This is a genomic window from Leucobacter alluvii, assembly GCF_039530485.1.
GTDB lineage: Bacteria > Actinomycetota > Actinomycetes > Actinomycetales > Microbacteriaceae > Leucobacter > Leucobacter alluvii.
Window position 1 is genome coordinate 139,388 of sequence record NZ_BAAAOP010000007.1, and the last position, 25,935, is coordinate 165,322.

General features: G+C 68.2%; 25 protein-coding genes. 15 read left to right on the plus strand and 10 right to left on the minus strand.

Annotated elements, in window-relative coordinates:
• The first annotated feature begins 56 nt into the window (after positions 1-56).
• A complete protein-coding gene (locus tag ABFX18_RS10160) occupies positions 57-1,316 on the plus strand; it encodes a ferrochelatase (RefSeq protein WP_346058244.1) in 1,260 nt (419 codons plus the stop codon).
• 308 nt (positions 1,317-1,624) lie between these two features.
• Positions 1,625-1,843, plus strand: coding sequence for a hypothetical protein (locus ABFX18_RS10165; protein ID WP_090152320.1), 219 nt, complete (start codon positions 1,625-1,627; stop codon positions 1,841-1,843).
• A 29-nt stretch (positions 1,844-1,872) separates the two neighbouring features.
• Here ABFX18_RS10165 and ABFX18_RS10170 read toward each other — a convergent pair whose 3' ends face one another.
• The 3 genes from ABFX18_RS10170 to ABFX18_RS10180 all read right to left on the minus strand — a co-directional run bounded on the left by ABFX18_RS10170 (position 1,873) and on the right by ABFX18_RS10180 (position 3,196).
• A complete protein-coding gene (locus ABFX18_RS10170) occupies positions 1,873-2,367 on the minus strand; it encodes a MarR family winged helix-turn-helix transcriptional regulator (protein WP_346058245.1) in 495 nt (164 codons plus the stop codon).
• A gap of 123 nt (positions 2,368-2,490) precedes the next feature.
• Positions 2,491-2,955, minus strand: coding sequence for a BLUF domain-containing protein (locus ABFX18_RS10175; RefSeq protein WP_346058246.1), 465 nt, complete (start codon positions 2,953-2,955; stop codon positions 2,491-2,493).
• Position 2,956: 1 nt separating this feature from the next.
• Positions 2,957-3,196, minus strand: a complete 240-nt coding sequence (locus ABFX18_RS10180) for a hypothetical protein (protein WP_346058247.1) — start codon at positions 3,194-3,196, stop codon at positions 2,957-2,959.
• Between the two features lie 1,059 nt (positions 3,197-4,255).
• Here ABFX18_RS10180 and ABFX18_RS10185 point away from each other — a divergent pair.
• From ABFX18_RS10185 to ABFX18_RS10205, 5 genes are all read left to right on the plus strand, one after another.
• Positions 4,256-5,830 (plus strand): SDR family oxidoreductase, encoded by a 1,575-nt coding sequence (locus ABFX18_RS10185; protein ID WP_346058283.1) that lies wholly within the window; start codon positions 4,256-4,258, stop codon positions 5,828-5,830.
• A gap of 90 nt (positions 5,831-5,920) precedes the next feature.
• A complete protein-coding gene (locus ABFX18_RS10190) occupies positions 5,921-6,418 on the plus strand; it encodes a MarR family winged helix-turn-helix transcriptional regulator (protein ID WP_346058248.1) in 498 nt (165 codons plus the stop codon).
• Between the two features lie 80 nt (positions 6,419-6,498).
• Entirely contained in the window at positions 6,499-8,028 is a 1,530-nt protein-coding gene (locus tag ABFX18_RS10195; RefSeq protein WP_346058249.1) for an MFS transporter, read from the plus strand.
• A 33-nt stretch (positions 8,029-8,061) separates the two neighbouring features.
• Positions 8,062-8,367 (plus strand): biopolymer transporter Tol, encoded by a 306-nt coding sequence (locus ABFX18_RS10200; protein ID WP_346058250.1) that lies wholly within the window; start codon positions 8,062-8,064, stop codon positions 8,365-8,367.
• 95 nt (positions 8,368-8,462) lie between these two features.
• On the plus strand, positions 8,463-9,578 hold the full coding sequence (locus ABFX18_RS10205) for an FUSC family protein (protein WP_346058251.1): 1,116 nt from the start codon (positions 8,463-8,465) through the stop codon (positions 9,576-9,578).
• Between the two features lie 252 nt (positions 9,579-9,830).
• Here ABFX18_RS10205 and ABFX18_RS10210 read toward each other — a convergent pair whose 3' ends face one another.
• Positions 9,831-10,820: an LLM class flavin-dependent oxidoreductase gene (locus ABFX18_RS10210; RefSeq protein ID WP_200332230.1), complete on the minus strand. Its 990-nt coding sequence runs from the start codon at positions 10,818-10,820 to the stop codon at positions 9,831-9,833.
• 71 nt (positions 10,821-10,891) lie between these two features.
• On the minus strand, positions 10,892-12,658 hold the full coding sequence (locus ABFX18_RS10215; RefSeq protein WP_346058252.1) for an acetyl/propionyl/methylcrotonyl-CoA carboxylase subunit alpha: 1,767 nt from the start codon (positions 12,656-12,658) through the stop codon (positions 10,892-10,894).
• A 121-nt stretch (positions 12,659-12,779) separates the two neighbouring features.
• Here ABFX18_RS10215 and ABFX18_RS10220 point away from each other — a divergent pair, with 121 nt between their 5' ends.
• From ABFX18_RS10220 to panB, 6 genes are read left to right on the plus strand one after another with little or no spacing between them, the layout of a single operon-like run.
• Entirely contained in the window at positions 12,780-13,235 is a 456-nt protein-coding gene (locus ABFX18_RS10220) for an FAS1-like dehydratase domain-containing protein (protein WP_346058253.1), read from the plus strand.
• Positions 13,232-13,657, plus strand: coding sequence for a MaoC/PaaZ C-terminal domain-containing protein (locus tag ABFX18_RS10225; RefSeq protein WP_200332234.1), 426 nt, complete (start codon positions 13,232-13,234; stop codon positions 13,655-13,657). The genes ABFX18_RS10220 and ABFX18_RS10225 overlap by 4 nt, the downstream gene beginning before the upstream one ends.
• Positions 13,657-14,847 carry a UDP-N-acetylmuramate dehydrogenase gene (locus tag ABFX18_RS10230; protein ID WP_090152278.1) on the plus strand — a complete coding sequence of 397 codons (1,191 nt, stop codon included), beginning with the start codon at positions 13,657-13,659 and terminating at the stop codon, positions 14,845-14,847. The genes ABFX18_RS10225 and ABFX18_RS10230 overlap by 1 nt, the downstream gene beginning before the upstream one ends.
• Positions 14,848-14,853: 6 nt before the next feature.
• The gene (locus tag ABFX18_RS10235) at positions 14,854-15,567 is read left to right on the plus strand and encodes a DUF2520 domain-containing protein (RefSeq protein ID WP_346058254.1); all 714 of its coding nucleotides are present in this window, start codon (positions 14,854-14,856) and stop codon (positions 15,565-15,567) included.
• A gap of 8 nt (positions 15,568-15,575) precedes the next feature.
• Positions 15,576-16,448 (plus strand): pantoate--beta-alanine ligase, encoded by an 873-nt coding sequence (gene panC / locus ABFX18_RS10240; RefSeq protein WP_346058255.1) that lies wholly within the window; start codon positions 15,576-15,578, stop codon positions 16,446-16,448.
• A 1-nt stretch (position 16,449) separates the two neighbouring features.
• Positions 16,450-17,295, plus strand: a complete 846-nt coding sequence (gene panB / locus ABFX18_RS10245) for a 3-methyl-2-oxobutanoate hydroxymethyltransferase (protein ID WP_346058256.1) — start codon at positions 16,450-16,452, stop codon at positions 17,293-17,295.
• A 3-nt stretch (positions 17,296-17,298) separates the two neighbouring features.
• Here the strand turns inward: panB and ABFX18_RS10250 are convergent, their stop codons facing one another.
• From ABFX18_RS10250 to ABFX18_RS10260, 3 genes are all read right to left on the minus strand, one after another.
• Positions 17,299-18,666, minus strand: coding sequence for an aminotransferase class I/II-fold pyridoxal phosphate-dependent enzyme (locus ABFX18_RS10250; protein WP_090152262.1), 1,368 nt, complete (start codon positions 18,664-18,666; stop codon positions 17,299-17,301).
• The gene (locus tag ABFX18_RS10255; protein ID WP_346058257.1) at positions 18,663-20,021 is read right to left on the minus strand and encodes a MalY/PatB family protein; all 1,359 of its coding nucleotides are present in this window, start codon (positions 20,019-20,021) and stop codon (positions 18,663-18,665) included. Before ABFX18_RS10255 ends, ABFX18_RS10250 begins: the two co-directional genes overlap by 4 nt.
• Before the next feature lie 191 nt (positions 20,022-20,212).
• Entirely contained in the window at positions 20,213-22,231 is a 2,019-nt protein-coding gene (locus ABFX18_RS10260; protein ID WP_346058258.1) for a trypsin-like serine protease, read from the minus strand.
• A gap of 432 nt (positions 22,232-22,663) precedes the next feature.
• On the opposite strand from ABFX18_RS10260, the gene ABFX18_RS10265 reads away from it, so the two are divergent.
• Entirely contained in the window at positions 22,664-23,074 is a 411-nt protein-coding gene (locus ABFX18_RS10265; RefSeq protein ID WP_176698400.1) for an META domain-containing protein, read from the plus strand.
• On the opposite strand, the gene ABFX18_RS10270 is transcribed toward ABFX18_RS10265, so the two are convergent.
• A complete protein-coding gene (locus tag ABFX18_RS10270) occupies positions 23,071-24,168 on the minus strand; it encodes an N-formylglutamate amidohydrolase (protein ID WP_346058259.1) in 1,098 nt (365 codons plus the stop codon). The two genes, ABFX18_RS10265 and ABFX18_RS10270, sit on opposite strands and share 4 nt — an antisense overlap.
• Positions 24,169-24,222: 54 nt before the next feature.
• Positions 24,223-24,702: a putative ATP-dependent zinc protease gene (locus ABFX18_RS10275; protein WP_090152239.1), complete on the minus strand. Its 480-nt coding sequence runs from the start codon at positions 24,700-24,702 to the stop codon at positions 24,223-24,225.
• Between the two features lie 25 nt (positions 24,703-24,727).
• Here ABFX18_RS10275 and ABFX18_RS10280 point away from each other — a divergent pair, with 25 nt between their 5' ends.
• Entirely contained in the window at positions 24,728-25,921 is a 1,194-nt protein-coding gene (locus tag ABFX18_RS10280) for a RimK family alpha-L-glutamate ligase (RefSeq protein WP_090152235.1), read from the plus strand.
• Positions 25,922-25,935 lie beyond the last annotated feature (14 nt).

Genomic DNA, 25,935 nt, shown 5'->3' on the forward strand with positions numbered 1-25,935 from the left:
AATGCTCATAGATCAGATCTATGCTGATTGGAGCAGGTGTGATGGGAGGAACCGTGATGGACAGTAGTGACGCATCGTTGACCGAGAGCGTTCCAGGGGAAACGGGCTACCGGCCTACGGGTCGCCGGGAGACGAAGCCGCCCGCAGCGACTCGGGTGCATCTCGACCCGGGCGCACGCGTGCCGAGTGCGACCTCCGCGACGAAGGACGGACCAGAGCACACCACCGTGCCGTTCGCCTACGACGCGATCCTGCTCTCGGGGTTTGGCGGCCCGGAGGGTCAGGACGACGTGCTGCCGTTCCTGCGCAACGTCACACGCGGGCGCGGAATCCCGGATGAGCGTCTGGAAGAGGTGGCGCACCACTACCGGCACTTCGGCGGCGTGAGCCCGATCAACGATCACAACCGGGAGTTGCTCTCGGAGCTGCGCTCGGCACTGAGCGCCGCGGGCATCGATCTGCCCGTGTACTGGGGCAACCGCAACTGGGCGCCGTATCTCGATGAGGCGCTCGCGGCAGCGGCCGCGGACGGGGTGCGCACGATGCTGGCGATTCCGACGAGCGCGTACTCCTCGTACTCGTCGTGCCGTCAGTACCGGGAGGACTGGGCGGATGCGCTCGAGAGCGCTGGCCTGCAGGAGGCGCTCCGCATCGACAAGGTGCGGCAGTTCTTCTCCCATCCGGGCTTTCTGCAGCCGTTCGTCGAGGGGGTGCGAGCCGGCGTCGAGCAGGCGCTCGCCGCCGGGAATCGCGGGGATCAGGTCGAGATCATGTTCGCGACGCACAGCATTCCGACCGCTGACGCCGAGCTGTCCGGTGCCGGTCTCTTCCCTGACTCTGATGGCGGAGGGTACGCCGCGCAGCACCTGGCCGCAGCCGCCGAGATCATCGCTCAGGCCGCCCCGGAGTTCTCGTGGCAGTTGGTGTATCAGTCCCGTTCCGGCCCGCCGTCGCAGCCGTGGCTCGAGCCCGACATCAACGACGCGATCACTGCGCTCGAGGGCCGCACGGCTGTGGTCATCGTTCCGCTCGGGTTCGTCAGCGATCACATGGAGGTGATGTGGGATCTCGACGAGGAGGCGACGGAGACGGCGACCGAGCGCGGGCTCTGGGTGACGCGCGTGCCCACTCCGGGGGTGCACGCCGCGTTCGTCGAAGCCCTCGTCGATCTGGTGCAGGAGCGCATCGAGGGGCGGCCGGTCGAGGAGCGTGCGAACGCGACGTCGATCGGTCCGTGGTTCGACGTCTGCCGCCCCGGGTGCTGCGAGAACCCGCGGCTCGGCTTCAAACCGGCGATCGCAGGGTTGCAGCCCTAAGCGCGGTGATCTGAGCCGCCGTTGCGCTCGCGTGTTCGCGAGATGCAGCGGCGGCTCGACACTCGCGGGAGAGCGTGGCCCCTCGCGAAAATTGGATTTGGTTTAAGAAAGAATTAAAGTCAGCTTCTTACCTTTCGCGGCGCGCCGCGTGACCGAACTGTGATCTCCTGACACGCTACCGGTGGAGTCGGTGACGGCGACTTTGATCCGCGGACCCCTCGAACGGGTGCGCGGCGACCGATCAATGGCGCACCGGCACAGCCTCAGTGAGCCGTGCGCCCGAGGGGAGACCAGCGTTGCAGTACCCGATGAGCCCGAGCGAACTGGCCGATGAACTCGGCCACACCCCAGGGGTGCATCCCGGGCATCGCGTGCGCAAGTTTCTGCGCCTCCGCTACCCCGATCATCCGAGCCACCAGCCCTGGGTGCTCGATGAGCAGATGGCTGATGCCGTGCGGGCGCACTTCGAAGTGCGCAGTCACTTCGACCGCCGGGCGGGTCGGCGACCGCGGCTCCTCGATCGGTAGCTCGGGCCGGCCACCCCCGGCCTCAGCGGTCAAGCGACGTCGTTCAGTGCGGCGGTGAGTTCGCCGAGCACGCGAATCGTGGTATCCACGTCCTTCTGCGGAATGCCGTTCGCGGCGGCGATCAGTGCGGCATGATGCTCTTCGAACGCGGCATCGACCTCATTGATCGCGACCCCGGTCGGCTTCAAGAACCGCGCGCGCCGGTCGGTCGGGTGCGGATCACGCGTGACCAGCGACTTCTTCACGAGGCGGTCGATGACGTTGGTCACATTCGCGCTCGACGTCTTGAGCATGGTGATCAGATCCTTCGGGCTGATCGGCTGCCCGCTGCGGTCGGCCTGCACGATGTAGCGCAGCGCGCGCAGGTCCTGACTGTGCAACCCCGACTGATCGAGCGACCGGGCCTCCTGGCGCTGCTGGGCGCCTCGCAACTGCTGCATCGCGGTGATGAGCGCGCGCGCGGAGTCCGTGATGGGCTCCGTGGAGTACAGATGCTCCTCTTCGCTGCTGATGATGCTCCTCACGACACTTCCTTCACGCGCGTATTCTTGGTCCCCTGACCATTTTAAGTCAGGTTTTAGTACAGAATACGACTATTCCAGTGCCTGCGAGCTTCCGGTCGCCTGCGACAGCGGCTTTCCGACTGGTCAGCGAGCGGATCGAACTTTGAACCAGAATGTGAGCTCGCTCGCCGCGCGAGCGGTGATCACGTCATCTGCCCCCTGCTCGAGGTCCGTGAACGTATCGCGGAACCCCGCGGGAACGGGTGTCTCGGTCGTGCGCATGCGCTGATACCCCATGGTCCAACTGGAGAACTGCCGCTCCGAGATGCGCTCGTCGATGAGAATGCGCACGTCCGTGTGGCGCGGGTCGGCCTCGATATCGGCCATGAGTTCCGCGACGTGCTCCTCGGAGCCTTCGAGGAACTGGATGAAGCTGCCACCGCGGTACGAGAGCATGCCAGTCACACCCAGTGCCTCGTTGCGCGCACGCGCCTGCAGCAGCAGGGCGTCGAGTTCGGCATCGTTGAAGGGGGCGACGGCGACGCTCGAATAGACGAGCGACTTGAGCGTCTCGGTGCGCGTCTCGGTGGATGCGATGTTGGTCTGCATGTCAGGCGACTCCTGTCTGTTCGAGAGCGGCGAGCGATGCGTCGCTCAGCGCGGCCATCGCGCTGTCGAGCTCCGAGTACTGCCCGACCGGACGAGAGAACTGGTTGCAGACCACGTACACGCCGGATTCCTCGATATCGATGAAGCCGAGGAACTCGCCGTCCCTGCTCCCGACGAAGAAATCGTCTTCGATTCTCGCCCACGTGATCGCTCCCGCGAGGCTGCTCGTACTGACGTTCATTGCGTACCTTTCAAAAATGCCATCGACACGAAGTCGCACAGAACGCGATGGGTCACAGCGAGGGGGTGACGCGAGTCGCCCGCAGCAATCTTATCGCTCACGTACCGCGGCCGACAGGATGGGTCGCGCCATGACTCCGTGTGGGCCGCGACGTGGGAGGCACGGCGCTTGTCACGCGGGCCTGAGCGCGATACCGTCGCACGCGAGCAGGAACGTACTGCCACGGCGACCAAGTGACCTCGGGCCGCGGTGCGATGACGATCTCGGGGGGAAACGACGAACACGAACGCGCCGCCAGTCCCAGCGCCTCGCGCGTTGACGAGCGCCCCGGCCGAGCGCCGCTTCAGCACCGTGCGTCGCCTGGCCTGGTGGGCCGCGGACTATGTCTACGCGGTGCGCCGGCAGGCTCGCGCGCTCTGGGATCGCTCGGGTCCGCGCGATTTCCTGAACGGCTCGGAATCGCCGGTCGTCGTGATTCCCGGCGTGTACGAGCCCTGGCGGTTCATGCTGCCGCTGATCCGACGGCTGCATCGCGACGGGCACCCCGTGCACGTGCTCGACCCGTTGCGCAACAACCGTGTTCCGGTCGTCGAGGGGGCGCGAATCGTGGACGAGTATCTCGCCGCGGCCGGGCTGGCCGACGTCGTGCTCCTGGCGCACAGCAAGGGCGGGCTCATCGGCAAGCACGTGATGGCGTTCGGGCGGCACGCCGACCGGGTGCGGTCCATGGTGGCCGTCGCCGCTCCGTTCGGCGGATCCCGGTACGCGCGATACCTGCTCGGCCGCACCCTGCGTGCGTTCTCCCCTGTCGACCCGACCATCGTGCTCCTCGCCGAGGCTCCTGAGGTGAATGCGCGCATCGTCTCGGTCTACGCCCGGTTCGACCCCCACATTCCCGAGGGCAGTGAACTCGCGGGAGCGCGCAACGTGCCGATCGACACGGGAGGGCACTTTCGCGTCCTCGACAATGTCAAGACCATCGCGGTCGTGCGGGAAGTCGCGGATCATGGGGTGGAGCGCGAGACGGGTGCCGTCTCGGCCGATGGTGTGGGGGAGCGGATGAAGAGCAGCGCAGATCGTTCAGGGGGCGAAGAGGGCCTCAGCGCCCCGACCGGGCAGGAAGAAGTGCTTCGTGCGATCCCTCGCCCCGCTGGGGAGATGCCGCGAGTGCTCGTGCTCGGAGCGACCGGGTATCTCGGCGGGCGGCTCATGCCGCGTCTGCTGAATGCGGGATATCGCGTGCGCACGCTCTCTCGCTCGGAAGAGCGCATCCGCGCCTATCCGTGGTCGGAGGAGACGGAGATCGAGGTCGGCGACGCGGGCGATGCCGAGGCGATGGCCAGGGCGGTGCGCGACGTCGACATCATCGTGTACCTGGTGCACTCGATGTCGAGTGGGGCGGAGTTCGCCGAGAAGGATCGCGAGATCGCCGAGAATGTCGCCGCACGGGCGCGCGAGGCCGGGGTGTCGCGCATCGTCTACCTCGGGGGCCTGCACCCCGAGGGGGTGCGGCTCTCTCCCCATCTCGCGTCTCGCACAGAGGTGGGAGAGATTCTGCTCGCCTCGGGAGTGCCGACGCTCGAACTGCAAGCCGGGGTCGTGATCGGATCGGGATCCGCATCGTTCGAGATGGTGCGCCATCTCACGGAGGTGCTCCCGTACATGCCGGCCCCGAAATGGGTGCGCAACTTCATCCAGCCGATCGCGGTGCGGGATGTGCTGCACTACCTGCTCGCCGCGGCACGGGTGGAGCACGACGTCAATCGAGCGCTCGACATCGGCGGGCCAGACGTGCTCAGGTACGGGCAGATGATGAACGGGTATGCCGTCGAGGCGGGTCTGCCGCAGCGAGGAATCGCATCCCTGCCGGTGCTGACCCCCCGGCTCGCCTCGCACTGGGTGGGGTTGGTGACGCCGGTGCCGACGTCGATCGCCCGGCCGCTCGTCGAGTCGTTGCAGCATCGCTGCGTCATGCAGAACCACGACGTCGATGCGATCCTGCCGCAACCGGAGCACGGCCTGACTCCCTATCGCGAAGCCGTGCGGCTCGCGCTCGGCCGGATCGAAGTCGACGGGGTCGAGACGAGCTGGGTCGACGCTCGCGTCGCTGCACCGAGCGAGCCCTTGCCGAGCGACCCCGAGTGGGCGGGGCGCACCGTCTTCACCGATCAGCGCGAGCGCGAGTCGACGGCGTCCCCCGATGCGGTGTGGTCGGTGATCACGCAGATCGGCGGTGAGACCGGCTGGTACTCGTCACCGCGGCTCTGGGCGCTGCGCGGCTGGTACGACCGCATCACCGGGGGTGTGGGGCTGCAGCGCGGGCGGCGCTCGCGCACTCGGCTGGTCGTCGGCGACGCCGTCGATGTGTGGCGCGTCGAGTCGATCGAGCCCGGCCGTCTGCTGCGACTCCGTGCAGAGATGCGGGTTCCCGGGCTGGCGTGGCTCGAACTGTCCGTCGAGCCGACGGGCCGCGGTTCCGTGTACCGGCAACGCGCGGTGTTCTTCCCGCGCGGACTCGCGGGCCGGCTGTACTGGCTCGCAATGCTGCCCTTCCACGGATTGATCTTCAGCGGCATGGTGGCGCGCATCGTCGGTCTGGCGGAGGAGGAGCGCAGTCGTGGCGCTGATAGCTGAGACGACCTTTTGATTCAGCAATTAGACTGCATATAACTTGTGTAATATGCTGAGTATCGAAATGGAGTGGCGCCTGCTGGAGGGGTGACGATGCCGCAGAACATCATCTTGAACGAATCGGAGCACCTGTACGCGCCCGAGCCCGCCTCGGAAGCCGGACGGGCGCTCTCGGCCGCGCTGCTGCGGATGCGCCGGGCGGAGCAGCGCCAAGAAGCCAGCGCGCTCGGGCTCTCGGGTCTCTCCGATCTCGACCTGCGTGCGCTCCGATACCTCGTGCAGGCGACGAGGGACGAGCGAAACCTCGGGCCGAAAGACCTCATCGGCATGCTCGGCACGTCGAGCGCGAACGTGACCAACGTGGTCGATCGACTCGTGAAGCGGCACCTCGTCGCCCGGGTCGAGCACCCCAGCGATCGTCGTGCCCACTACCTGCGGCCCACCGCGACGGCGATCTCCAACGTCGAGGCGATCTTCATGCGTCACCACGCCGCGCTCGTCTCCGAGATCGAGGAGATCGACGAGGCGGATGCCGGCACGGCGGCGCGGGTGCTCGAACGATTGACCCGAGCGCTCGACGAACTCGACTGACCTCTCAACCCTCCCACCACCTTCCATCACCGTGGTCTCGCATTCGCCTTCCATCGATGCGGAAATCGAAGGAGCAGCGCATGCACATCCCACCCGATTCGAACGGCGCCGGAGCCTTCTGGCGAGGATGGTTCGCTCGTTTCCAGGCGAAGAGCGCTGAACCCAGGCGGCTCACCGTCGACGATGTCCACATCGTCGATCGCCCCATGCTCAAGCGCGCGATCGCCGGGACGGTCGTCGGCAACCTCATGGAGTGGTACGACATCGGGATCTACGGGTACCTCGCGGTCATCATCGGTCGCGTGTTCCTCCCCGACGCCTCGGGAGGGGCGCAGGCGCTCTTCTCCCTCGGCGTCTTCGCCGTCACCTTCGTCGCCCGCCCGCTCGGCGGCGTCGTGCTCGGCCAGCTCGGCGACCGAATGGGTCGGCAGAAGGTGCTGGCGTTCACGCTCATCATGATGGCGGCCGCGACCTTCCTCATCGGCGTCCTGCCCGATTACTCGGTCATCGGCGTCTTCGCCCCCATCCTCCTCATCGTGCTGAAGCTCGCGCAGGGGTTCTCGACCGGCGGCGAATACGCCGGGGCCACGACCTTCATCACCGAGTACGCACCCGATCGGACGCGCGGCTTCTACGCCTCGCTGCTCGACATGGGTTCGTACCTGGGCTTCGCGATCGGCGCCGCGTTCGTCTCGATCCTGCAGCTGACCGTCTCGGCAGAGGCCATGGAAGGCTTCGCCTGGCGCATCCCGTTCCTCGTGGCGCTGCCGCTCGGCCTGATCGCGATCTACTTCCGCCTCAAGATCGAAGACACGCCAGCCTTCAAGGAGGCGCGCGACGCGGCGGAGCGCGCCACGGAATCCGCCGAGGCATCGCCCGAAGCCCCGAAGAGCGTGCTCGCGCTGGTCCGCGCGTACTGGCGCGAGCTGCTCACCGCGTTCGTGCTCGTCGCCGCCGCGAACACCGTCGGGTACGCGCTCACGTCGTACATGCCGACCTACCTCACCCAGACCCTCGGCTACGACGAAGTGCACGGCAATCTCCTGACGCTGCCCGTGCTCGTGGGAATGGCACTGTGCATCCCGCTCACCGGCAAGCTCTCCGACCGGATCGGTCGACGCAAGGTGCTCTTCATCGGCTCGAGCACCGCGATCGTGCTCGCCGTTCCGGCCTTCCTCTTCATGATGCACGGCGAGACGTGGTCGACGCTTCTCGGGCTCGCCCTGCTCGCCGTACCCGTGACCTTCTACGTCGCCAATCTTGCGTCTTCGCTGCCCGCGCTCTTCCCGACCTCATCGCGATACGGCGGAATGGGCATCTCGTACAACCTCTCCGTCGCACTCTTCGCGGGGACCGCGCCGGTGATCATGGAATCGCTCGTGCAGCTCAGCGGGTCCGCGCTGGCGCCGGCGTTCTACGTGATCGGCACCTCGATCGCGGGCTTCGTAGCCGTCGCCCTGCTGAAGGAATCCGCACGGCGCCCGCTTCCCGGCGCCATGCCCAGCGTCGGCACCGATGCAGAAGCGGCCGCACTCGTGGAAGGACAGGACACGAACCCGGATCTCGACCTCGACGAGTTGTTCCCGGAGCGAACCGCGGACCAGGCGTAGCGACCCGGCCGCACGCGATCCCGCATCGAAACCATGAACGCAACCAGCGGACCCGAGCGCACCCCAGACGGTCGGCACATCATCGTCGGCGGACGCCGATGGCGAGCCATGGATCCGGCACTGCCCGAACGCCTCACAGCGCCGCTGAAGTCGGAACTGGGCAGCGCGCGCTCACGCATTCGCACCGCCCCCGACGACGCAGGGCGCGCCGCCCTCAGGGACCGCGTGCAGCTCGCCAAGGAGGGGCTCGGAGAACGCGGCACCGCATGGTGGGAGATGGACGAGGGCGACCGCGTCTCGCGAGCGGAGGAGCGGCTGCGACGTCTGCGGGAGGACTGACGACGGGAGCATGACGGCGGAACGGGGGCTAGCACGTCCGTCCACGGTGACCAAGGGGGTGTCTGCGACCGCCCACGCCCGGGCATGCTCATCCTGTGCCGAATGGTGAGCGAACCGAGACCTCGCGCGTGGCGGTCGTGCTGCGCCGCGGGCTGAACACCGCGCGACCGATCTTCACGCGCTTTCGCCTCCTCCTCGCGCTCAAAGCCGCGATCGGGGTGACAGCCGCCTGGCTGATCGGGCGGGTGCTCCCGGGCGAACTGAACGAGTACGCGTACTACGCCCCGCTGGGCGCGCTGCTCGGGGTGGCGCCGACCATCGTGAGCTCGGTGCGCACGAGCGTCGAACTCATCACCGGCATCGTCATCGGGTTGGGCATCGGATGGGTGCTCGTCGCGACCGGCAGTCCCTGGTACGTGCGCGCGCCAGTCGCCGCCGGCCTCGGCATGCTCATCGCGGGCGTGCGCAAGCTGGGCGAGGGCCGATCGTACGTCGCTATCGCCGCGGTGTTCGTCGTGATCATCGGCGCGGGCGACCCCGACTCCTACGTCGCGGGGTACGTCGCGCAGTTCGGGATCGGCTTGTTCGTCGGCACCGTCGTCAACCTCGTGTTCATCCCGCCGCTCATGTACGGATACGCCCGATCGCGCATCGCCGACTTGAAGAGCGATTTCGCTGCCGCCGCGAAAGACCTCGCAACGGTGCTCACGACGGCGTGGCCGCCGGATCGCGCCGACTGGCTCGACGACGCCCGCCGTCGTCAGCGCTCCGTCGACGACGCGGAGGAGATGGTGCGGGAGGCGAAGGAGAGCGGTCGCGGCAATCCGCGCAACCTGTGGCGGCGGTTCGACGCGTCGAGCGATGACGCCGATATCGAGGCGCTGCGCTACGTCGGGCTCAGGCTCGCCGATATCTCAGACGCGCTCGGGGGTGCGATCTGGCATCAGCCCGTGGCGGTGACGATTCCCGACGAGGCGATCGATTCGCTCGGTCGAGCGCTGAGCGCACTCGCCGAGTACATCCGCGCGTGGAACACGGACGTGGACGTCGACGAGGCGCGGGAGACGTACGCCGCCGCAGTGCAGGATGTCGGCGACGTGTTCGAGCGGGCCGAGACCGAGTCCGGCTTCGGCACCATCGTCTTCGCGCTCCGCAGCATGCTGGGGCGCATCGACGAGCGCATCGAGGAGTCGAGCGCCGCGGCGGAGTGAGGCCGGGCCGCCGATCGGCAGCGCTGCTGTGCCTCCGCGCTTCCGCGCCTCCGCGGCTCCGCGGCAATCCCCACCGCAGCCGGGTCACTTGGGGAGTGTGTTGCGCCAGGTCGACGGGGGACACACTCCCCAAGTGACCCGGCTCGGATGGAGCGGGAGGATCGGACGGAGCGGGTGGCTCGGACGAATCGGGCGGAGCGGGAGGAGCGGGCGGTGCGGGCGGCTCGGGAGAACCGAGTCGAGCCGACCGGCCTAGGCCTGCGACGCGATTGCGGCGATGCGCACGGATTCGAGCTGCTCGGCCCGGGTCGGCGCGATGTGCACCGTGACGAGTTCATCGACATCGGCGAATTTCGCGAACGCTTCGAGTTCCTCGTGCACGCGAGTGGGGCCGCCGATGGCGGTGTACTGCATCATGCCGCGGATCTCCCGCCCGGCGGGCGTCTCGATCAGCTGCGACGCCTCGTCGAAGGTGAGCTCGCGTTCACGGCCGCGCGACAGGAAGCGCCGCACACGATCGACCTCGGCCCGCGCGAACAGGGATTCCGCTGCGGTGTCAGTGTCGGCCGCCACCACGTTGATGCCCGCGCTCGCGTAGGGTTCGGGGTGGGCCTCGCTGGGCACGTACTGGGAGCGGTAGTGCTCGATGGCCGCTTTCAGCGCCTGCGGCGCGAAGTGCGACGCGAACGAGTAGGGGAGGCCGTACTGCGCGGCAAGACTCGCGCCGAACAGGCTGGATCCGAGGATCGTCAACGGCACCCGCGTTCCGCGCCCGGGGTATGCGTTCACCGCATTGCGCGGCAGCTCGTCCGAGAGGTACCGCTGCAGCTCCGCGACGTCGCTCGGAAAGCTCTCCGCCGCCTCGTAGGTGCGGCGGAGCGCGCGGAATGTCGCACCGTCCGTTCCGGGGGCGCGACCGAGGCCGAGATGAATGCGCCCGGGGTGGAGCTCGGCGAGCGTGCCGAACTGCTCGGCGATGACGAGCGGGGAGTGATTCGGGAGCATGACGCCGCCCGCGCCGAGGCCGATCGACGCGGTCTGCGACGCGATGTGGGCGATCAGCACGGACGTCGCGCTCGAAGCGATGGACGGCATGTTGTGATGCTCGGCGTACCAGATGCGGCGGTATCCGCTGGCTTCCGCCAGTCGTGCGACGTCGACGGAGTGCCGGAATGCGTCGGCGATCGTACCGTCCGCTTCGACAGTCGCCAGATCCAGAATCGAAAGCGGGGTTGCAGTCATGGTGAGTGCAACCCCGCTCGATCAGCGCCTATTCCATGGCGGCGGCCTCAGGCGTACGCCGTCAGCTGAACTCAGGCCGGGTCGATGATCGACAGCAGCAGGTGCCCGTTCGAGACCGTCTGGCCGACCGGCGCATCGACGCCCGCGACGACGCCCGAACGGTGCGCGTAGATCGACTGCTCCATCTTCATGGCCTCGAGAACGAGGAGCAGATCGCCCTCTGCGACCTCCTGGCCGTCTGCGACGGTCACCTTCACGACGGTGGCCTGCATCGGCGCAGCGACGCCGTCGCCGGCCGAAGCGGCGATGCCGGCTCCCTTGGCGCGGCGGGGTGCGGGCCCGCGGGTGACCTCCTGGTCGACGAGGGGCAGCAGCGTGGCGGGCATCGTGACCTCGACACGGCGGCCCTCGACCTCGACGGTGACGCTGCGGCGCTTCGCGTCCTGACCGATCGGGGGCACCTCGCCCTCCCAGGGCTCGATGTCGTTCTCGAACTCGCGCTCGATCCAGAGGGTGTAGACACCGAACGTGCCGTCGGGCGCGGTGAACGCGGGATCGCGCACGATCTTGCGGTGGAACGGCAGCACCGTTGGCAGGCCCTGGATCTCGAATTCGTCGAGCGCGCGGCGAGAGCGCTCCAGCGCTTCCTCGCGGGTCGCGCCGGTGACGATCAGCTTGCCCAGCATCGAATCGAAGGCGCCGGAGACGACGTCGCCCGACGCGACGCCCGTGTCGATGCGCACGCCCGGCCCGGCGGCCGGCTTGAACAGTGCGACCGGCCCGGGGGCGGGGAGGAATCCGTTCCCGGGATCCTCCCCGTTCAGCCGGAACTCGAAGGAATGGCCGCGGGGTTCGGGGTCGGCGTAGTCGATGGTGCCGCCCTCTGCGATGCGGAACTGCTCGCGCACGAGGTCGATCCCGGTGACCTCTTCGGAAACGGGATGCTCGACCTGGAGGCGCGTATTGACCTCGAGGAAGGAGACCGTACCGTCTTTCGCGACGAGGAACTCGCAGGTACCCGCGCCGACGTACCCGACCTCCGCGAGGATCGCCTTCGACGCCGCGTAGAGCTGGGTGTTCTGGTCATCGGTGAGGAACGGGGCGGGCGCCTCTTCGACGAGCTTCTGGTGCCGACGCTGCAGCGAGCAGTCGCGGGTGGAGACAACGACGACGTTGCCGTGCTGATCGGCGAGGCACTGCGTCTCGACGTGGCGCGGCTTCTCGAGGTACTTCTCGACGAAGCATTCGCCGCGACCGAAGGCGGCCACGGCTTCACGGGTCGCCGACTCGAAGAGCTCTGCGACCTCGTCTCGTTCGTATGCGACCTTCAGACCACGGCCGCCTCCGCCGAACGCCGCCTTGATCGCGATCGGGAGACCGACCTCGTCGGCGAAGGCGAGCACCTCGTCGGCGTTCTGCACCGGGTCGCTCGTGCCGGCGGCGAGCGGTGCGCCGACCTTCTCCGCGACGTGGCGTGCCGAGACCTTGTCGCCGAGACGCTCGATCGCGTCGGGGCCCGGCCCGATCCAGGTCATGCCCGCATCCATGACGGCGCGCGCGAAATCGGCGTTCTCTGCGAGGAAGCCGTATCCGGGATGCACCGCATCGGCGCCGGAACGCCGTGCGATGCCGAGGATCTTCTCGATGACGAGGTACGTCTCGCTGCTCGTGGTGCCGCCCAGCGCGTACGCTTCGTCGGCGAGCTGCGCGTGCATCGCGTCCCGATCTTGATCCGCGTACACCGCCACCGAAGCGATTCCGCTGTCAGCAGCAGCTCGAATGATACGGACGGCGATCTCACCGCGGTTGGCGATGAGCACTTTACGGATGCGCGACATGAGGTACAGCCTATTCGAGGGCCGGGGCGGAGCCTTGGATATATGGCACAAACCTTTTCGTGATTCGTTACCGGAATCAGCCTGTATGCGCGTCAGATGCACCGCTCGGTACACTTGCACCGTGGTGAATCCAGAGATCGCAGGCCGGGTGTATCCGTCGACCGCTCCCTATCTCGTGGGGCGCGAGAAGGTGCGCGAGTTCGCGCGCGCCGTGTGCAGTGCGTCGCCGCTGCACCATGATGCAGAGGCGGCTCGTGCTGCCGGGTACGCCGATGTCGTCGCACCGCCGACCTTCGCGGTCGTGGTGCAGGAGGCGACGCTCGCCCAGCTCCTCGCCGATGATGCAGCCGGTGTCGACTTCTCGCGCGTCGTCCACGGCGACCAGCGGTTCACCTACACGCGGCCCATCGTCGCCGGAGATGAATTGACCGCGACGTTGACGATCGCCGCCGTGAAGCAGCTCGGCGGCCACTCGATGGTGACTGCATCGAGCGATGTCGTCGATGCTGCGGGTGAGCACGTGGTCACGGCGACCTCGACGCTCGTCGTACGTGCTGCTGAGGAGGGGACCGCATGACCGCGCCTGATTTCGCATCCCTGTCGACCGGCGACGTCGTCGCCGAGCGAGAGTTCGAGCTGACGCGTGATCGCCTGGTCCGCTACGCGGGAGCCTCGGGAGATTTCAACCCGATCCATTACCGCGACGACATCGCGGTCTCGGTCGGACTTCCCGGCGTGCTGGCGCACGGCATGCTGACCATGGGGATCGCGGGGTCGGTCGCGACCGATTGGCTCGGCACGAGCGGTAGCGTGCGCGACTTCCAGTCCCGATTCACTCGTCCCGTGCCCGTGGATGCCGTCGACGGCGCCCGTGTCACGGTGACCGCGACGGTCGGCGCGGTGGACGCCGATGCGCGCACCGCGCGGATCGACCTCCGGGTGACGTTCGACGGGGCGACCGTGCTCGGCAAGGCGCAGCTCGTGGCGGCGTTCGCGTGATGCTTCCCGAGATCGGACCGGAGCCCGCGGGTGACGGCACCCCGTTCTCGGAGCTCACGACGATGCGCGTGGGCGGGCCGGCAGAGCGCGTGCTCGTGGCGCACGCCGTTGATGAGCTCGTCGCCTATGCGCAGGGCCTCTGGGATACGGATGAGCCGTGGATGCTGCTCGGCGGCGGCTCGAACACGGTGATGCATGATGACGGCTTTGCCGGGACCGTGCTGCTCGTGCGCACGAACGGGATCGCACCCGTCGCGGACGACGCGCTCCCCGAAGGCAAGATCCGGTTGCGCGTGCAGGCCGGGCACGACTGGGACCACCTGGTCGCCGCCTGCGTCGACAACGGCTGGTCTGGCGTCGAGGCTCTCTCGGGCATCCCCGGTCTGGCGGGAGCCGCGCCGGTGCAGAACATCGGAGCGTACGGCCAGGAGCTCTCGGACGTGCTCCACTCGATCGAGTTCCTCGACCGCGAGCGCGGGCACGCCCGCCGGATCCCGGCCGACGCGCTCGGCCTGGCCTATCGCGACTCGGCGATCAAGCAGGGGCTCGAAGGCGTCGTTCTGTCGATCGACATCGTGTTGAGCGTGGGGGAGGAATCCCCGGGCCGGCGAGCGCACGCGGCACCAGAGGTGCTCTCCGAGCCCATCGCTTACGAGCAGCTCGCGAGTGCGCTCGGCGTCGAACTCGGCGAACGCGTGCCGATCCGGGATCTGCGCGATTCCGTGCTGCGGCTGCGGGCATCGAAGGGGATGGTGCTCGACGCCGCTGATCACGACACCTGGAGTTGCGGCTCCTTCTTCACCAACCCGATCGTCTCCGAGCATTTCGCGCGCGAGCTGCCGGAGAGCGCTCCGAGGTTTCCGCAGCCGGTGCCCGAGCCCGAAGACGCGATCACGACGTTCGCCGAGCTCGAGGCCGGGCTGCCGGTGCGCGTTCCGCCGCCGCCGCCGGAGCGCATGGTGAAGCTCTCGGCCGCTTGGCTCATCGATCGTGCCGGGGTGCGGCGGGGGTTCCGGCTGCCGGGATCCGGTGCCGCGATATCGTCGAAGCACACCCTCGCGATCACGAATCAGGGCGGGGCGAGTGCGGGCGACGTCGCCGAGCTCGCGCGCTTCGTCGTGCAGCGGGTGCAGCAGGAGTTCGGGGTGATCCTGGCCCCCGAGCCGAACCTGTACGGTCTCGAGCTGTAGGCGGCGATGCGCATTCAGGTCGTCGGCGGTGGCCGCATGGGCCGAGCGATCGATGGCGCCCTGCGAGCGGCCGGAGCCGCGATGCTTCCGATCGGCGGTCGAGGCGCCGACGGGGCGGGTGCAGATCTCGTGCTCCTCGCCGTTCCGGATGCTGCGATCGCCGAAGCATCGGCGATGATCGCGCCGGGGCCGATCGTCGGCCACCTGTCTGGGATCACGACGCTCGCACCTCTGGTCGGGCATGAAGCCTGCAGCGTGCACCCGTTGCTCGCAGCTGCAGGTTCGCGCACGCGATTCGAAGGGGCGTGGGCGGCGATCGACGGATCGACGGAGCGCGCTGTCGACGCCGCGGCCGAGGTCGCTCGCCTGCTCGGGTTGCGAGTGTTCCGCGTGCGCGACGAGGATCGCGCGGCGTATCATGCGTCCGCCTCGATCGCGGCGAATTTCCTCGTCGTGCTCGCGGCGACTGCGGAGCGGGTTGCGGCGACGGCCGGCGTCCCGCGGGAAGCGCTGATCCCGCTCGCCGAACGGTCGCTGGCGAACTGGGCGCGACTCGGGCCAGCGGAAGCGCTCACCGGCCCGGTCGTCCGCGGCGACAACGAGACGCTTGCGCTGCAACGCGCGGCGATCGGGGAGCGCGATCCGGCGAGTGTCGCCCTGTACGATGCGATGGTGGACGCGAGCCGGCGACTGCTTGATCAGCCCGCTGCGCCGGCGTAGGAGGCCGAATGAAGATCGTACGCAGCGTGAGCGGAGCGCGTGCAGCGGTGCGACTGGCGCGCACGGACGGAGTCACCCGTGTCGGGCTCGTTCCGACCATGGGGGCGCTGCACGACGGTCACCTCTCGCTCGTGCGCGCCGCTCAGCACGGCAGCGATCTCGTCGTGATGTCGATCTTCGTCAACCCGAAGCAGTTCACGGAACTCTCCGACCTCGAGCGGTACCCGCGTCAGGAGGCCGCGGACGCGGCACTCGCCGAGGCCGCCAGAGTCGACATCCTCTTCGCGCCGGAGCCGTCCGAGCTGTACCCGGACGGCTTCGCGACGACCGTGCATGTGGGCGGACCGCTGACGCAGACGCTCGAAGCCGCGGGCCGAGGGCCCGAGCACTTCGACGGCGTCGCGACCGTCGTGGCGAAGCTGCTGCTGGCCGTCGACGCCGACACCGCCTACTTCGGGCAGAAGGACGCTCAGCAGGTGATGGTGGTGCGCCGCATGGTCGCCGATCTGAGCATCCCCACCGAGATCGTCGCTTGCCCGACGGTGCGCGACGCCGACGGCCTGGCGATGTCGAGCCGCAATGTGCGCCTCAGCGCCGAGGAACGAGCGCAGGCCGCAGCGATCCCGCGCGCGCTCGAAGCAGCCGAAACGGCGTTCGCGCTGGGGGAGACTCGGGTCGAGCACGTGCACGCGCGAGTCGTCGCCGTGCTCACCGCCGGCGGCATCGCCCCCGAGTACGTGGCGTTCGTCGACGCCGACTCGTTCGTGCCCGTCGCAGAGATCGCCGGGCCCGTGCTCTGCGCGATCGCGGCACGAGTCGGTGCGGTGAGGCTCATCGACAACACCCTGCTGACCCCGCCCGATGTGATCGAGGAGCACTGACATGCCACAGGTGACGATTCCCGCGCTCGCACAGAAGCGCGCGGCCGGCGAGCCGATCGTGATGGTGACCGCCTACGACTTCCCGGGAGCGCGCGCTGCGGAGCGTGCCGGGGTCGACATGGTGCTCGTCGGCGATTCTGCGGCTCAGGTGGTACTCGGGTACGGCTCGACCGTGCCGGTGACCACCGACGAGATGCTGGTGCTCGCACGAGCGGTGCGTCGCGGCACCGAAACGGCGTTCCTCGTCTGCGACGTTCCATTCGGCTCGACCGAGGTCTCCGACGCGCAGGCCGTCGACACGGCCGTGCGGTTCGTGAAGGAGGCCGGAGCTGACGCTGTCAAGCTCGAGGGCGGCTCTGAGCCGCGCTTGAGTCGGATTCGCGCGATCGTCGCCGCAGGCATCCCCGTGGTCGCCCACCTGGGCCTGACCCCGCAGACGGCGACGGCCCTCGGGGGGCTCCGCGCTCAGGGGCGCACCGAGGCGACCGCGACGCGACTCGTGCGCGAGGCGCGCGGCGTGCAGGAGGCCGGAGCGTTCTGCCTGGTGATCGAGGCGGTGCCGGCGGAGATCACGGCGCTCCTGCGGGAGCATCTGAGCATCCCGATCATCGGCATCGGGGCCGGCGACGCCGACGGCCAGGTGCTCGTGGCGCACGACCTGCTCGGCATCACCGAGGGTCGGGCCGCGAAGTTCGTCAAACGGTACGCCAGCATCGGCGATGATTCCGCCGCCGCCATCGAGGCGTACGCGGCCGACGTGCGCTCCGGCGCGTTCCCGGCGCCCGAGCACCGTTACGCCGCCACGGACGAAGCGCTCGCCGCGGCGCGCGCCGAACTCGGCGTGTGACGATCAGCCCGCGAGAGAGACCGCGGGCGTCGCGAGTGCGGCGACGCGATCCAGCCCGGCGCGAAGGTCGCGCTTCAAGTCGTCGACCGCTTCGAGACCGATCGAGAGGCGCAGCAGACCCGGAGTGATGCCCAGCCGATCATTGATCTCCTGCGGGAACGTCGCGTGGGTCGAGGACAGCGGATGGATCACCATGGACCGGGTGTCGCCGATGCCCGTCATGCGCGAGAAGACGCGCAGACCGTTGACGAACGCGCGGGCACCGTCGATGCCGCCGCGCACGGCGACCCCGAAGACGGAGCCGGTGCGGCCGTCGTAGTCTCGCAGCGCGAGCCCGTGCAATGCGTTCGAGGGGAGACCGGCGTAGTCGACCGACTCGACCTCCGGCTGCTGCTCGAGCCACGCGGCGATGGAGAGCGACGAGTCGACGTGCCGCTCCATGCGCAGCGACAGCGTCTCCATGCCCTGGTGGAGCAGGAAGCCGTTGAAGGGCGACAGAGAGGGGCCGATGTCGTTCACGACGGCTTCGCGAACGGCGCGTGCATACGCGCCCGTGCCGAACCGGTCGAGCATGGACCCGAGACCCGGCCGGGGCGCGGCCGTGATGAGCGGGTACGCGCGCCCAGCCCGTTCGGCCGCCGCCCAGTCGAAGCGGCCCCCGTCGACCACGGCACCGCCGACGGCGGCGCCGTGCCCGGTGAGGAACTTGGTGGTCGAGTGCACGACGATGTCGGCACCGTGCTCGAACGGGCGGATGAGCGCTGGCGTGCCGACCGTGTTGTCGACGACCACCGGCAGGTTGTAGCGGGCCGCGATCTCCGCGATGCGTCGAAGGTCGGTGACGTCGTTGCGCGGGTTCGGAATCGTCTCCGTGAAGATCGCCTTCGTGGTCGGCCTGATCGCGCGCTCCCATTCCGCGTCGTCATCCGCGTCCCAGACGTAATCGAATTCGATGCCGAACCGTTTGAAACTGCGCCCGAACAGGATGCGTGTGCCGCCGTAGATGGACGCCGTCGAGACGATGTGGTCGCCGTGCTGCGCCAGCGCGAAGAGCGCAGAAGAGATGGCTGCCTGCCCGCTCGAGACGGCCACCGAACCCGTTCCGCCCTCGAGCGACGCGAGGCGCTCCTCGGCAACCGCATTCGTCGGGTTCCCCTGGCGCGAATAGATGGGGTCGATCGATCGTCCGGCGAACCGGTCGACCTGATCGTCGAAGTCGTCGAAGACGTACCCTGCGGACATGGCGATGGGGGGCACGCGAAGACCGGTGTTGCGGTCGGGGTACTCCCCGGCGTGCACCTGCCGCGTGTCGAAGGAGTAGCCCTCCCAATCCGTGACCGGCTGGGCGGTGTCGTTGGCTGATTCACTCATCGGGATTCCTCCAGATCGAGATTGGGCGAGCGGGTCTCCGGTGAGGCCCCGCCGTCGAAGGGCGGCAGGATCGACGCGATGCGATCCACCGCCGCATGGATGGTCTGCGGCGCGCACGCCACGTTGATGCGGGCGTAACCGGCCCCACCAGCACCGAAAGCGGCGCCGTCGTTCAGGGCGACGCGAGCGTCGTGCAGGATCCGGCTGTACGGGTCCGAACCCAGCCCGGCCCCCCGCAGATCGAGCCAGACGAGGTACCCCGCTTCGGGGGCGACGAGACGCACGCCGGGGAGGCGCCGTGAGACGAGGTCCGTCAGCAGCGCGACATTCGCCTGGACCTGTGCGATGGCGCGATCGAGCCACTCTCGCCCCGCGGTGAATGCGGCCGCGTTCGCGTGCAACCCCAGAATGCTCACACGCGTGACGGTTTCAGGAGGCAGCCGGCGAAGCAGCTCGTTGGCGGACGCATCGGCGGCGACGAGCACCGCGCACTTCGCGCCCGCGAGATTCCAGCCCTTGCTCGCCGAGAGGGTCGAGACGGAGAGTGCTCCAGCCTCGGCCGCGAGCGGAGCGAACGGGGTGAAGCGCGCGCCGGGGAAGGTCAGCGGGGCATGAATCTCATCGGAGACCACGAACACGTCATACGCGGCGGCGAGACGAGCGAGCTCGGCCAGGTCCGCCTGCGTATGCACGAGGCCGTGGGGGTTGTGCGGGTTGCAGAGGATGAAGGCGTCGATCCCAGGGTCGCTTGCGAAGGCGTGCTCGATCGCCGCGAGGTCGAGACGCACCGGCGGGGCGAGCACGGCCGAGCCGCTCGTGGCGCGGCCTGGGGCACCGGTCCCCGCGCCTGCATCTCTCGTGAGCGGCACCTCGACGACCTCGAACGGCACCTCCTCCAGCATTTCGAAGAACCCGGGGTAGGTGGGCGTCGAGATCGCGAGACGCCCACCGGCCGGGCGCCCGACGCGCAGGGCCTCGACGACGGCCGTCGCGACATCGGTGGCGAGATGCACATGCTCGTCCGGAACATGCCAGCCCCAGCGGTCCAGGGCGAATGCGGTGAATGCCGGAGCAAGCGAGCCTGCGCCGTCCACGTACCCCAGATCGGATGCCTGCACGCGTTCGATCATCGCTCGCTGAATCTCGGGCGCGATCGCGAAATCCATCTCGGCGACGAAGAGCGGCAGCACGTCCGGGGCGAAACGCGTCCATTTGAGGCTCGTGCGCTGCTCGCGGAGGAGGCGAGGATCGAGTGCCGCGAAGGGGACGCCTGCAGGATCGGCAGTGGCCTCGGTTGACGGGGGCACCGACGGGTCGACGGCAGTCGGGCTCGGTGCACAGTCTGCGTCGTTCATGCCCCCATCGTCTCGCGGAGCCGCTTCCGGGCGCGAACCGCGAAGTAACGGGCCGTCATCTACCCGCGAGACGTCATGGGTGCTTCCACTGACCTGAAGCCGTGCGGTCGCCGGGTGGAAACACGACAGCGGGCCCCGATCCGAAGATCGAGGCCCGCTGTGCTGCGCGACTGCGTCAGCCGATGCGCGGATTACTCCGCGGCGGTGGCCTGCAGACGACGCTGGGTGAAGACGATCGCGCCGCCGCCGAGGATCAGCATGCCGAGTGCTGCGAGCCCGAAGGGCAGCATCGAGAAGCCGGTACCGGTGTTGACGAGCTCTGCTCCGCCGGTGCCACCCTGTCCACCCGGGGCAGCCGGGTTGGAGGGATCAGCCGGTGCGCCCGGGTCAACCGGTGCGACCGGGGTGACAGGTGCAGCGGCCACGTTGAAGACGAGGCTCGTTGCGCTCGAGGTCGCTCCGTTGATCGCCTGCGTGGCCTCAACGGTGTAAGCGCCTGCACCGAGCTGAGCACCGAGATCGATTGTCCAGGTGCCGTCCGCGCCGACGACTGCGGCCTCAGCCGACACGCCGGACTCGGATGCCGCGCCACCTGCGGTTGCGGTGCCGACCTCTTCGCCGTTGAGCTTCACAACGACCGTGGCGCCCTCGATACCCGTGCCGGAGATCGAGGAGGGAGCATCAGCGGCTTCGAAGGTAGCACCCGGCTTCACCGATGTGATTGCCGGGGCTGCAGGAACCACGGACACGGTGCCCGTTCCGGCCGCCGAGGTCTGATCCTCGAAGGTCTGCGTTGCGGAAACGGTGTACGTGCCGTACTCGAGCTCGGTGGGTACCGACCAGGTTCCATCCTCATTCACCGTGGCGGTGAGGGAGACGGGGTCCGCACCCTCGCGGGTCACGGTGATGTCGAGCTCGGCCCCGGGAACGCCGGTGCCCGTCAGTGTAACGCCGGACTCTTCAGAGGTGATGTCGTCGACGCTCGGTGCACCGAGGACGACCTCGAAGTTGAGTTCAACGGGCTCGGACTTGCTGAAGCCGTTCTGGGCAACCAGCGTGTACGAGTAGTCACCCGGCTCGCTCGGCGCGGGGATCGACACCTCGGCGCCCTCAACGGGGATCGTGTCACCCATGTTGCCCATGCCGACGGAGAGCTCCTTGGCGTTGCTCGGAACCGTCACGACGATGTCGCTGCCACCGTTGATGGGGGCGGAGACGTCGGTCTTGACGACCGGCTCGTCGATGTCGAGTGCGACGGTGTAGCCGTCGGTGAAGCCGAGTGCCGGCTGGAGCAGGGTGTACCAGGCGTAATCGTCCGCGCCTGAGGGGACCTCTTCCGGTCCGCCACTGACGACGCCGACGGCGGTCTCGCCCTGGAACACCGCACCGCCCGAGTCGCCGGGGCTGGTCAGTGCCCCGCCGAGGAAGCCGTGGACGAAGCGGCCGGAGACCTGCATGTAGCCGTCGAGGATCTCCATCTCCTCGATGCCGGTGGAGCCGTCGGTGTAGCGGACCGGCATGTTGAGTCGCGTTCCGCCGCTGCTCAGCCCGGTCGTGGCTCCCGACTTCGAGATGGTGCCCGACTGGGGCAGCCCGACGTTCTTGATCAGAGTGGCGCTCGCAGCCAGGTCGTCCTGCGCTGCGGTCGTCCAGTCGGTGACCGCCGGAAGCAGATCCAGAGCCTCGTTGGTGATGTCGATCACAGCGATGTCGGTCGACGTCGGGTCGTTCTCTGCGCCCGGCGAGTTGTTCGCGCCGCCGAACTGGCTGAAGCCGAAGGCGCCGGCGATGCCGTTGCCGTCGTCCTGCACCGAATCCGGGTTCTCGACGTCGTTCGACGGATCGGAGAACGCGATGTCGGTGACCGCACCGTCGCTCGAGCAGTGGCCAGCGGTGATCAGAGCGGGGTTACCCTGGGGATCAAAGCCGGTGAAGCCCACGGAGCACGTGCCGACCGTGCCTTCCGGCTGGCCGGCCACGGGGCCGAAGTAGCCAGCGCCGCCGACGATGTCGGTCGAAGCCTGCGCCTCGATCTCCCCGGTGATGACGACCTTGTCAACGTTGTGCTCTGCGCTGATGCTCTTGAGCACCTCCGCGTCGATGGCGTCTGCGTCGCTCACGAAAACGACGGGCTCGCCGTTCGTGGAGGTCCCCGCACCCACCGCAGGGTCCCCTGCGGTCTCCTTGTTGATCTCAGTAACTGCTGCCATTGCCGAAGCAGTGGTGTCAACGGTCGGCGTCTCCTCTGCCATTGCCGGTGCGGCAATGAAGAGACTGCCGAAACCGAGCACCGCGGCCGCGCCAAGCGCGAGTGGGCGACGTTGTGTCACGTGTGTTCCCCTATGTGTTCGAATGGTCAAAAGAGGCCACTGGAGCAGGTTTAACGTGGAAGTCGGTCGGATGCACGCGCGTTACCCCTGCGCGAGCACCCTGGTCCGACACCAGGGGCCTCGGTAAACGTAACCTGATAATTTGCACCATGCAAGGGGCGAGACCTCTGGGTAGTGTATCAATTCGTTATAAACCCCAGGTGCCCGTCCGATTTGAGAATTTCGGATGGAGTGCGCATCTCGCGTCGTTACGATACCGCTATAGGTACGGAAGCAACGTGGTCGAAGCGGGGGAGAGCGATGAAGCGACGCATGAGAATGGCTGCCGGCGTCTTCGCGATGACCGGCGCGATCGCGCTTCTGGCGGGATGCGCAGCGCTGAACGGCGGCGGTGCAGGCACGGATTCGGGAGCGGGGGACGACGAGATGGTTGCGCAGTCAGATGTGGTGGGCACGTGGACCTCCGATGAGAAGGGCAAGCCGACGCTGACCTTCGACGACGCGGGGAAGGTCTCGGGCACGGACGGGTGCAACGGCATCGGTTCCACGTACAAGGTCGAGGGCGATCGCGTGCTCATCGAGAGCTTCGTCTCGACGATGATGGCCTGCCCGGGGGTCGATGACTGGCTGCGCGGCGTGCGCGAGGTGCAGCTCTCGGGCGACGAGCTCCAGGTGTTCAACAGCTCGGGGGCCGAGATCGGCACCCTGCAGCGAGAGAGCTAGCTCCGGTCGCGGAACGCGTCCCAGGCTCGCTTGCAGGCATACGCGAGGAACTCGATGCGCTCGTGATCCTCCTCCACCCATGCCTCACCCGGCTCGGAGAGCTCCTCCAACGCACGCGGGCCGAGCACGTACGCGCGGGAGAACTCGGCCTGCACTGCGGCGAATGAAGCGTCGGCGGGTCCCGTCTCGGCGGAGACGCGGGCGAAGCGCTCGGCGGCGTCGAGAATCTCGTGACTGCCGCGGTACGGCCGGTTGAGGGTCACGGCTTCCGGCTCGGCGACCTCGAATTCCCGGCGGTGCGCCTCGGCGAGACGTCGCAACTCGACGGGTGCCATCGTCACGGGATCGGCAGCACCGCATTGCTCGCCGGCCTCGTCGCCGTGGTTCGACAGCGCCACGACGGCGGGCATCTCGGCCTGCACCGCCGGATCGTCGTTGAGGGCGCCGTCTGCGCGCATGGGCGCGTGCATCGAATCGTGGAACGACAGACGCGTGAACGCGCCGCCCTGCGCGAGCACCTTCGTGATGAAGAGATCGGTGAGCTCTTCGCGCGTGGCCTCGTACACGTCGAGCCCCTGCGACGCGACGTGCGAGAGCGTCTCGACGAGCCGTGCGAGTTCGACGTCACTCCGAGGGGCGGAGAAAATGGGGAAGGACGAATAGGTGACGGGCCGCACCGCATCGACCCCCGTGAGGTCGACGTCCCGGCGAGGGCCCGCCGCGCGCACGCGATCGAAGGCTTCCCGCACGACGGCGCGCAGATCGGACGGCTGCACTCGGTTCGGGTCGCGCACGAGCCGCGGATGCGGATTGATGACGGCGACGATGCGCGGATCGATCTCGGCCCACCGCTTGACCACGGCCGCTGTCGCGATGTCCGAGAAGTCGTACTGCAGGCGACGGGTGAGGTCAGGTGAGAGGAAGCCGGCGAGCTCCTCCGGAATCGCGGCGCCGGCATGCGGAGCGGTCACGAGCACATCGGCGTCCGAGATCGCCTGCGCCAGATCCCGCATGTCGGGATCGGCGTAGTGGATGATGTCGGCCGGCGAGAACGCCGTGCCGGCAGGGATCAGATCGACATCATGCGCGTCCATGGCACCAGCGTAGTGGTCTCGCAGGCGGCAAGTCCCGGCGCTGGCGCCGCGGCTTCAGGCTTTCCCGCGATTGCGGCGTCGAGTGTCCCGGGGCGGCTTGCCGCCGAGGAATGAGGCCGACGAATCGACGACGAACCCCTGTCGGAGCGCTTCACGGCCGATGAGCATGCGGAAGCCCATCTCCTCGCGATCGGTCAGGGTCACCTCAGCCTTGATCCTGCGGCCGGCGAGCGTGATCGTCATGAGTACGACGGGGCGCAGCTGAGCATGCCCCGACGAGCTGCGCACGGTGCGACGGTCGTGCACCGGCAGCTCCACCTCGACCGCGTCGTCATCCGTCACCTGCCAGGGCTGCACGAGGAAACGCACCCACGACGCGCCCGAACGTTCGAACTCGGTGATCTCGGTCGCGTGCATCGCCGATGTCTGGGCTCCGGTATCGATCTTCGCTTTGATCCACGGCACGCCGATTCCGATGAGCTTCACCCATTCACGCCACCCCGTGAGAGTGCTTGAATGGTCGGGTACGGTCACGCATCTATCTTGGCAGGAAATCACGATGAAACTCGCGATTCTTTCGCGCGCCCCGCAGGCGTACTCCACCCAGCGCCTGCAGTCCGCGGCTCTCGAGCGCGGGCACACCGTGCGCGTGCTCAACACCCTGCGTTTTGCGATCGACCTCGCGGGCGAGGCGCCCGACCTCCTCTACCGCGGCAAGCAGCTCAGCGACTACGACGCCATACTGCCGCGCATCGGCAGCTCGATCAGTTACTTCGGCACGGCCGTCGTGCGGCAGTTCGAGCAGATGGACGTGTACACGCCGAACACCTCGAACGGCATTGCGAATGCGCGGGACAAGCTGCGGGCGAATCAGATTCTGTCCCGCCACAACATCGAGATGCCGGCCACGGCGTTCGTGCGCAATCGTGCGGACGTGCGGCCCGCGATCGAAAGCGTCGGCGGCGCGCCGGTCGTGATCAAACTGCTCGAGGGCACGCAGGGGATCGGCGTGATTCTCGCCCCGCAGGTGAAGGTTGCCGAAGCCATCATCGAAACGCTGCACTCGACCAGGCAGAACGTGCTCATCCAGCGTTTCGTGTCGGAGAGTCGCGGTCGCGACGTGCGCGCTCTCGTGATCGGCGATCGCGTGGTCGCTGCGATGCGGCGCACCGCGGGTGGAGACGAGTTCCGGTCGAACGTGCACCGCGGCGGCACCGTCGAGCCCGTCGAGCTCGACGCGGTGTACGAGCAGACGGCCGTGCGCGCGGCGCAGATCATGGGTCTGCGCGTTGCCGGGGTCGACATGCTCGAGGGCGACGAGGGACCGCTCGTCATGGAGGTCAACTCCTCGCCTGGCCTGCAGGGGATCGAGAGCGCGACCGGTCTCGACATCGCCGGTGCGATCATCGACTTCATCGCCAACCAGGTGAACTTCCCCGAGATCGATCTGCGGCAGCGCCTCAGCGTTTCGACCGCGTACGGGGTCGCCGAGCTGACCATGCACGGCTCGGAATATGTCGGGAAGACGCTCGGCGAACTCGGCCTCTGGGATCGCGACGTCACGGTGCTGACGCTGCACCGGGGCGTGCAGGTGATCCCGAATCCTCGCAAGAGCCTCGTGCTCGAAGCCGAAGACCGACTGCTCTGCTTCGGGAAGCTCGAGGAGATGCGATCGATGCTCCCCGAGCGTCGGCGTCGCCGGACGCGCGTGCGCAAGCTGTCGAAGGCCGCGCGCGAACTCGCCGACGGGTAGCCGGCGAGCAGCGG

What these genes read in the sequence shown, in the direction of transcription:
- ABFX18_RS10190 (WP_346058248.1), top strand. Translation starts at nt 5,921, where the DNA reads ATGCCGCAGAACATCATCTTGAACGAATCGGAGCACCTGTACGCGCCC.
- ABFX18_RS10270 (WP_346058259.1), bottom strand. Translation starts at nt 24,168, where the DNA reads ATGGACGCGCATGATGTCGATCTGATCCCTGCCGGCACGGCGTTCTCG.
- ABFX18_RS10235 (WP_346058254.1), top strand. Translation starts at nt 14,854, where the DNA reads ATGCGCATTCAGGTCGTCGGCGGTGGCCGCATGGGCCGAGCGATCGAT.
- ABFX18_RS10210 (WP_200332230.1), bottom strand. Translation starts at nt 10,820, where the DNA reads ATGACTGCAACCCCGCTTTCGATTCTGGATCTGGCGACTGTCGAAGCG.
- ABFX18_RS10225 (WP_200332234.1), top strand. Translation starts at nt 13,232, where the DNA reads ATGACCGCGCCTGATTTCGCATCCCTGTCGACCGGCGACGTCGTCGCC.
- ABFX18_RS10195 (WP_346058249.1), top strand. Translation starts at nt 6,499, where the DNA reads ATGCACATCCCACCCGATTCGAACGGCGCCGGAGCCTTCTGGCGAGGA.
- ABFX18_RS10280 (WP_090152235.1), top strand. Translation starts at nt 24,728, where the DNA reads ATGAAACTCGCGATTCTTTCGCGCGCCCCGCAGGCGTACTCCACCCAG.
- ABFX18_RS10215 (WP_346058252.1), bottom strand. Translation starts at nt 12,658, where the DNA reads ATGTCGCGCATCCGTAAAGTGCTCATCGCCAACCGCGGTGAGATCGCC.
- ABFX18_RS10230 (WP_090152278.1), top strand. Translation starts at nt 13,657, where the DNA reads ATGCTTCCCGAGATCGGACCGGAGCCCGCGGGTGACGGCACCCCGTTC.
- ABFX18_RS10265 (WP_176698400.1), top strand. Translation starts at nt 22,664, where the DNA reads ATGAGAATGGCTGCCGGCGTCTTCGCGATGACCGGCGCGATCGCGCTT.
- ABFX18_RS10160 (WP_346058244.1), top strand. Translation starts at nt 57, where the DNA reads ATGGACAGTAGTGACGCATCGTTGACCGAGAGCGTTCCAGGGGAAACG.
- ABFX18_RS10255 (WP_346058257.1), bottom strand. Translation starts at nt 20,021, where the DNA reads ATGAACGACGCAGACTGTGCACCGAGCCCGACTGCCGTCGACCCGTCG.
- panC (WP_346058255.1), top strand. Translation starts at nt 15,576, where the DNA reads ATGAAGATCGTACGCAGCGTGAGCGGAGCGCGTGCAGCGGTGCGACTG.
- ABFX18_RS10260 (WP_346058258.1), bottom strand. Translation starts at nt 22,231, where the DNA reads ATGGCAGCAGTTACTGAGATCAACAAGGAGACCGCAGGGGACCCTGCG.
- panB (WP_346058256.1), top strand. Translation starts at nt 16,450, where the DNA reads ATGCCACAGGTGACGATTCCCGCGCTCGCACAGAAGCGCGCGGCCGGC.
- ABFX18_RS10175 (WP_346058246.1), bottom strand. Translation starts at nt 2,955, where the DNA reads ATGCAGACCAACATCGCATCCACCGAGACGCGCACCGAGACGCTCAAG.
- ABFX18_RS10250 (WP_090152262.1), bottom strand. Translation starts at nt 18,666, where the DNA reads ATGAGTGAATCAGCCAACGACACCGCCCAGCCGGTCACGGATTGGGAG.
- ABFX18_RS10165 (WP_090152320.1), top strand. Translation starts at nt 1,625, where the DNA reads ATGAGCCCGAGCGAACTGGCCGATGAACTCGGCCACACCCCAGGGGTG.
- ABFX18_RS10180 (WP_346058247.1), bottom strand. Translation starts at nt 3,196, where the DNA reads ATGAACGTCAGTACGAGCAGCCTCGCGGGAGCGATCACGTGGGCGAGA.
- ABFX18_RS10185 (WP_346058283.1), top strand. Translation starts at nt 4,256, where the DNA reads ATGAAGAGCAGCGCAGATCGTTCAGGGGGCGAAGAGGGCCTCAGCGCC.
- ABFX18_RS10200 (WP_346058250.1), top strand. Translation starts at nt 8,062, where the DNA reads ATGAACGCAACCAGCGGACCCGAGCGCACCCCAGACGGTCGGCACATC.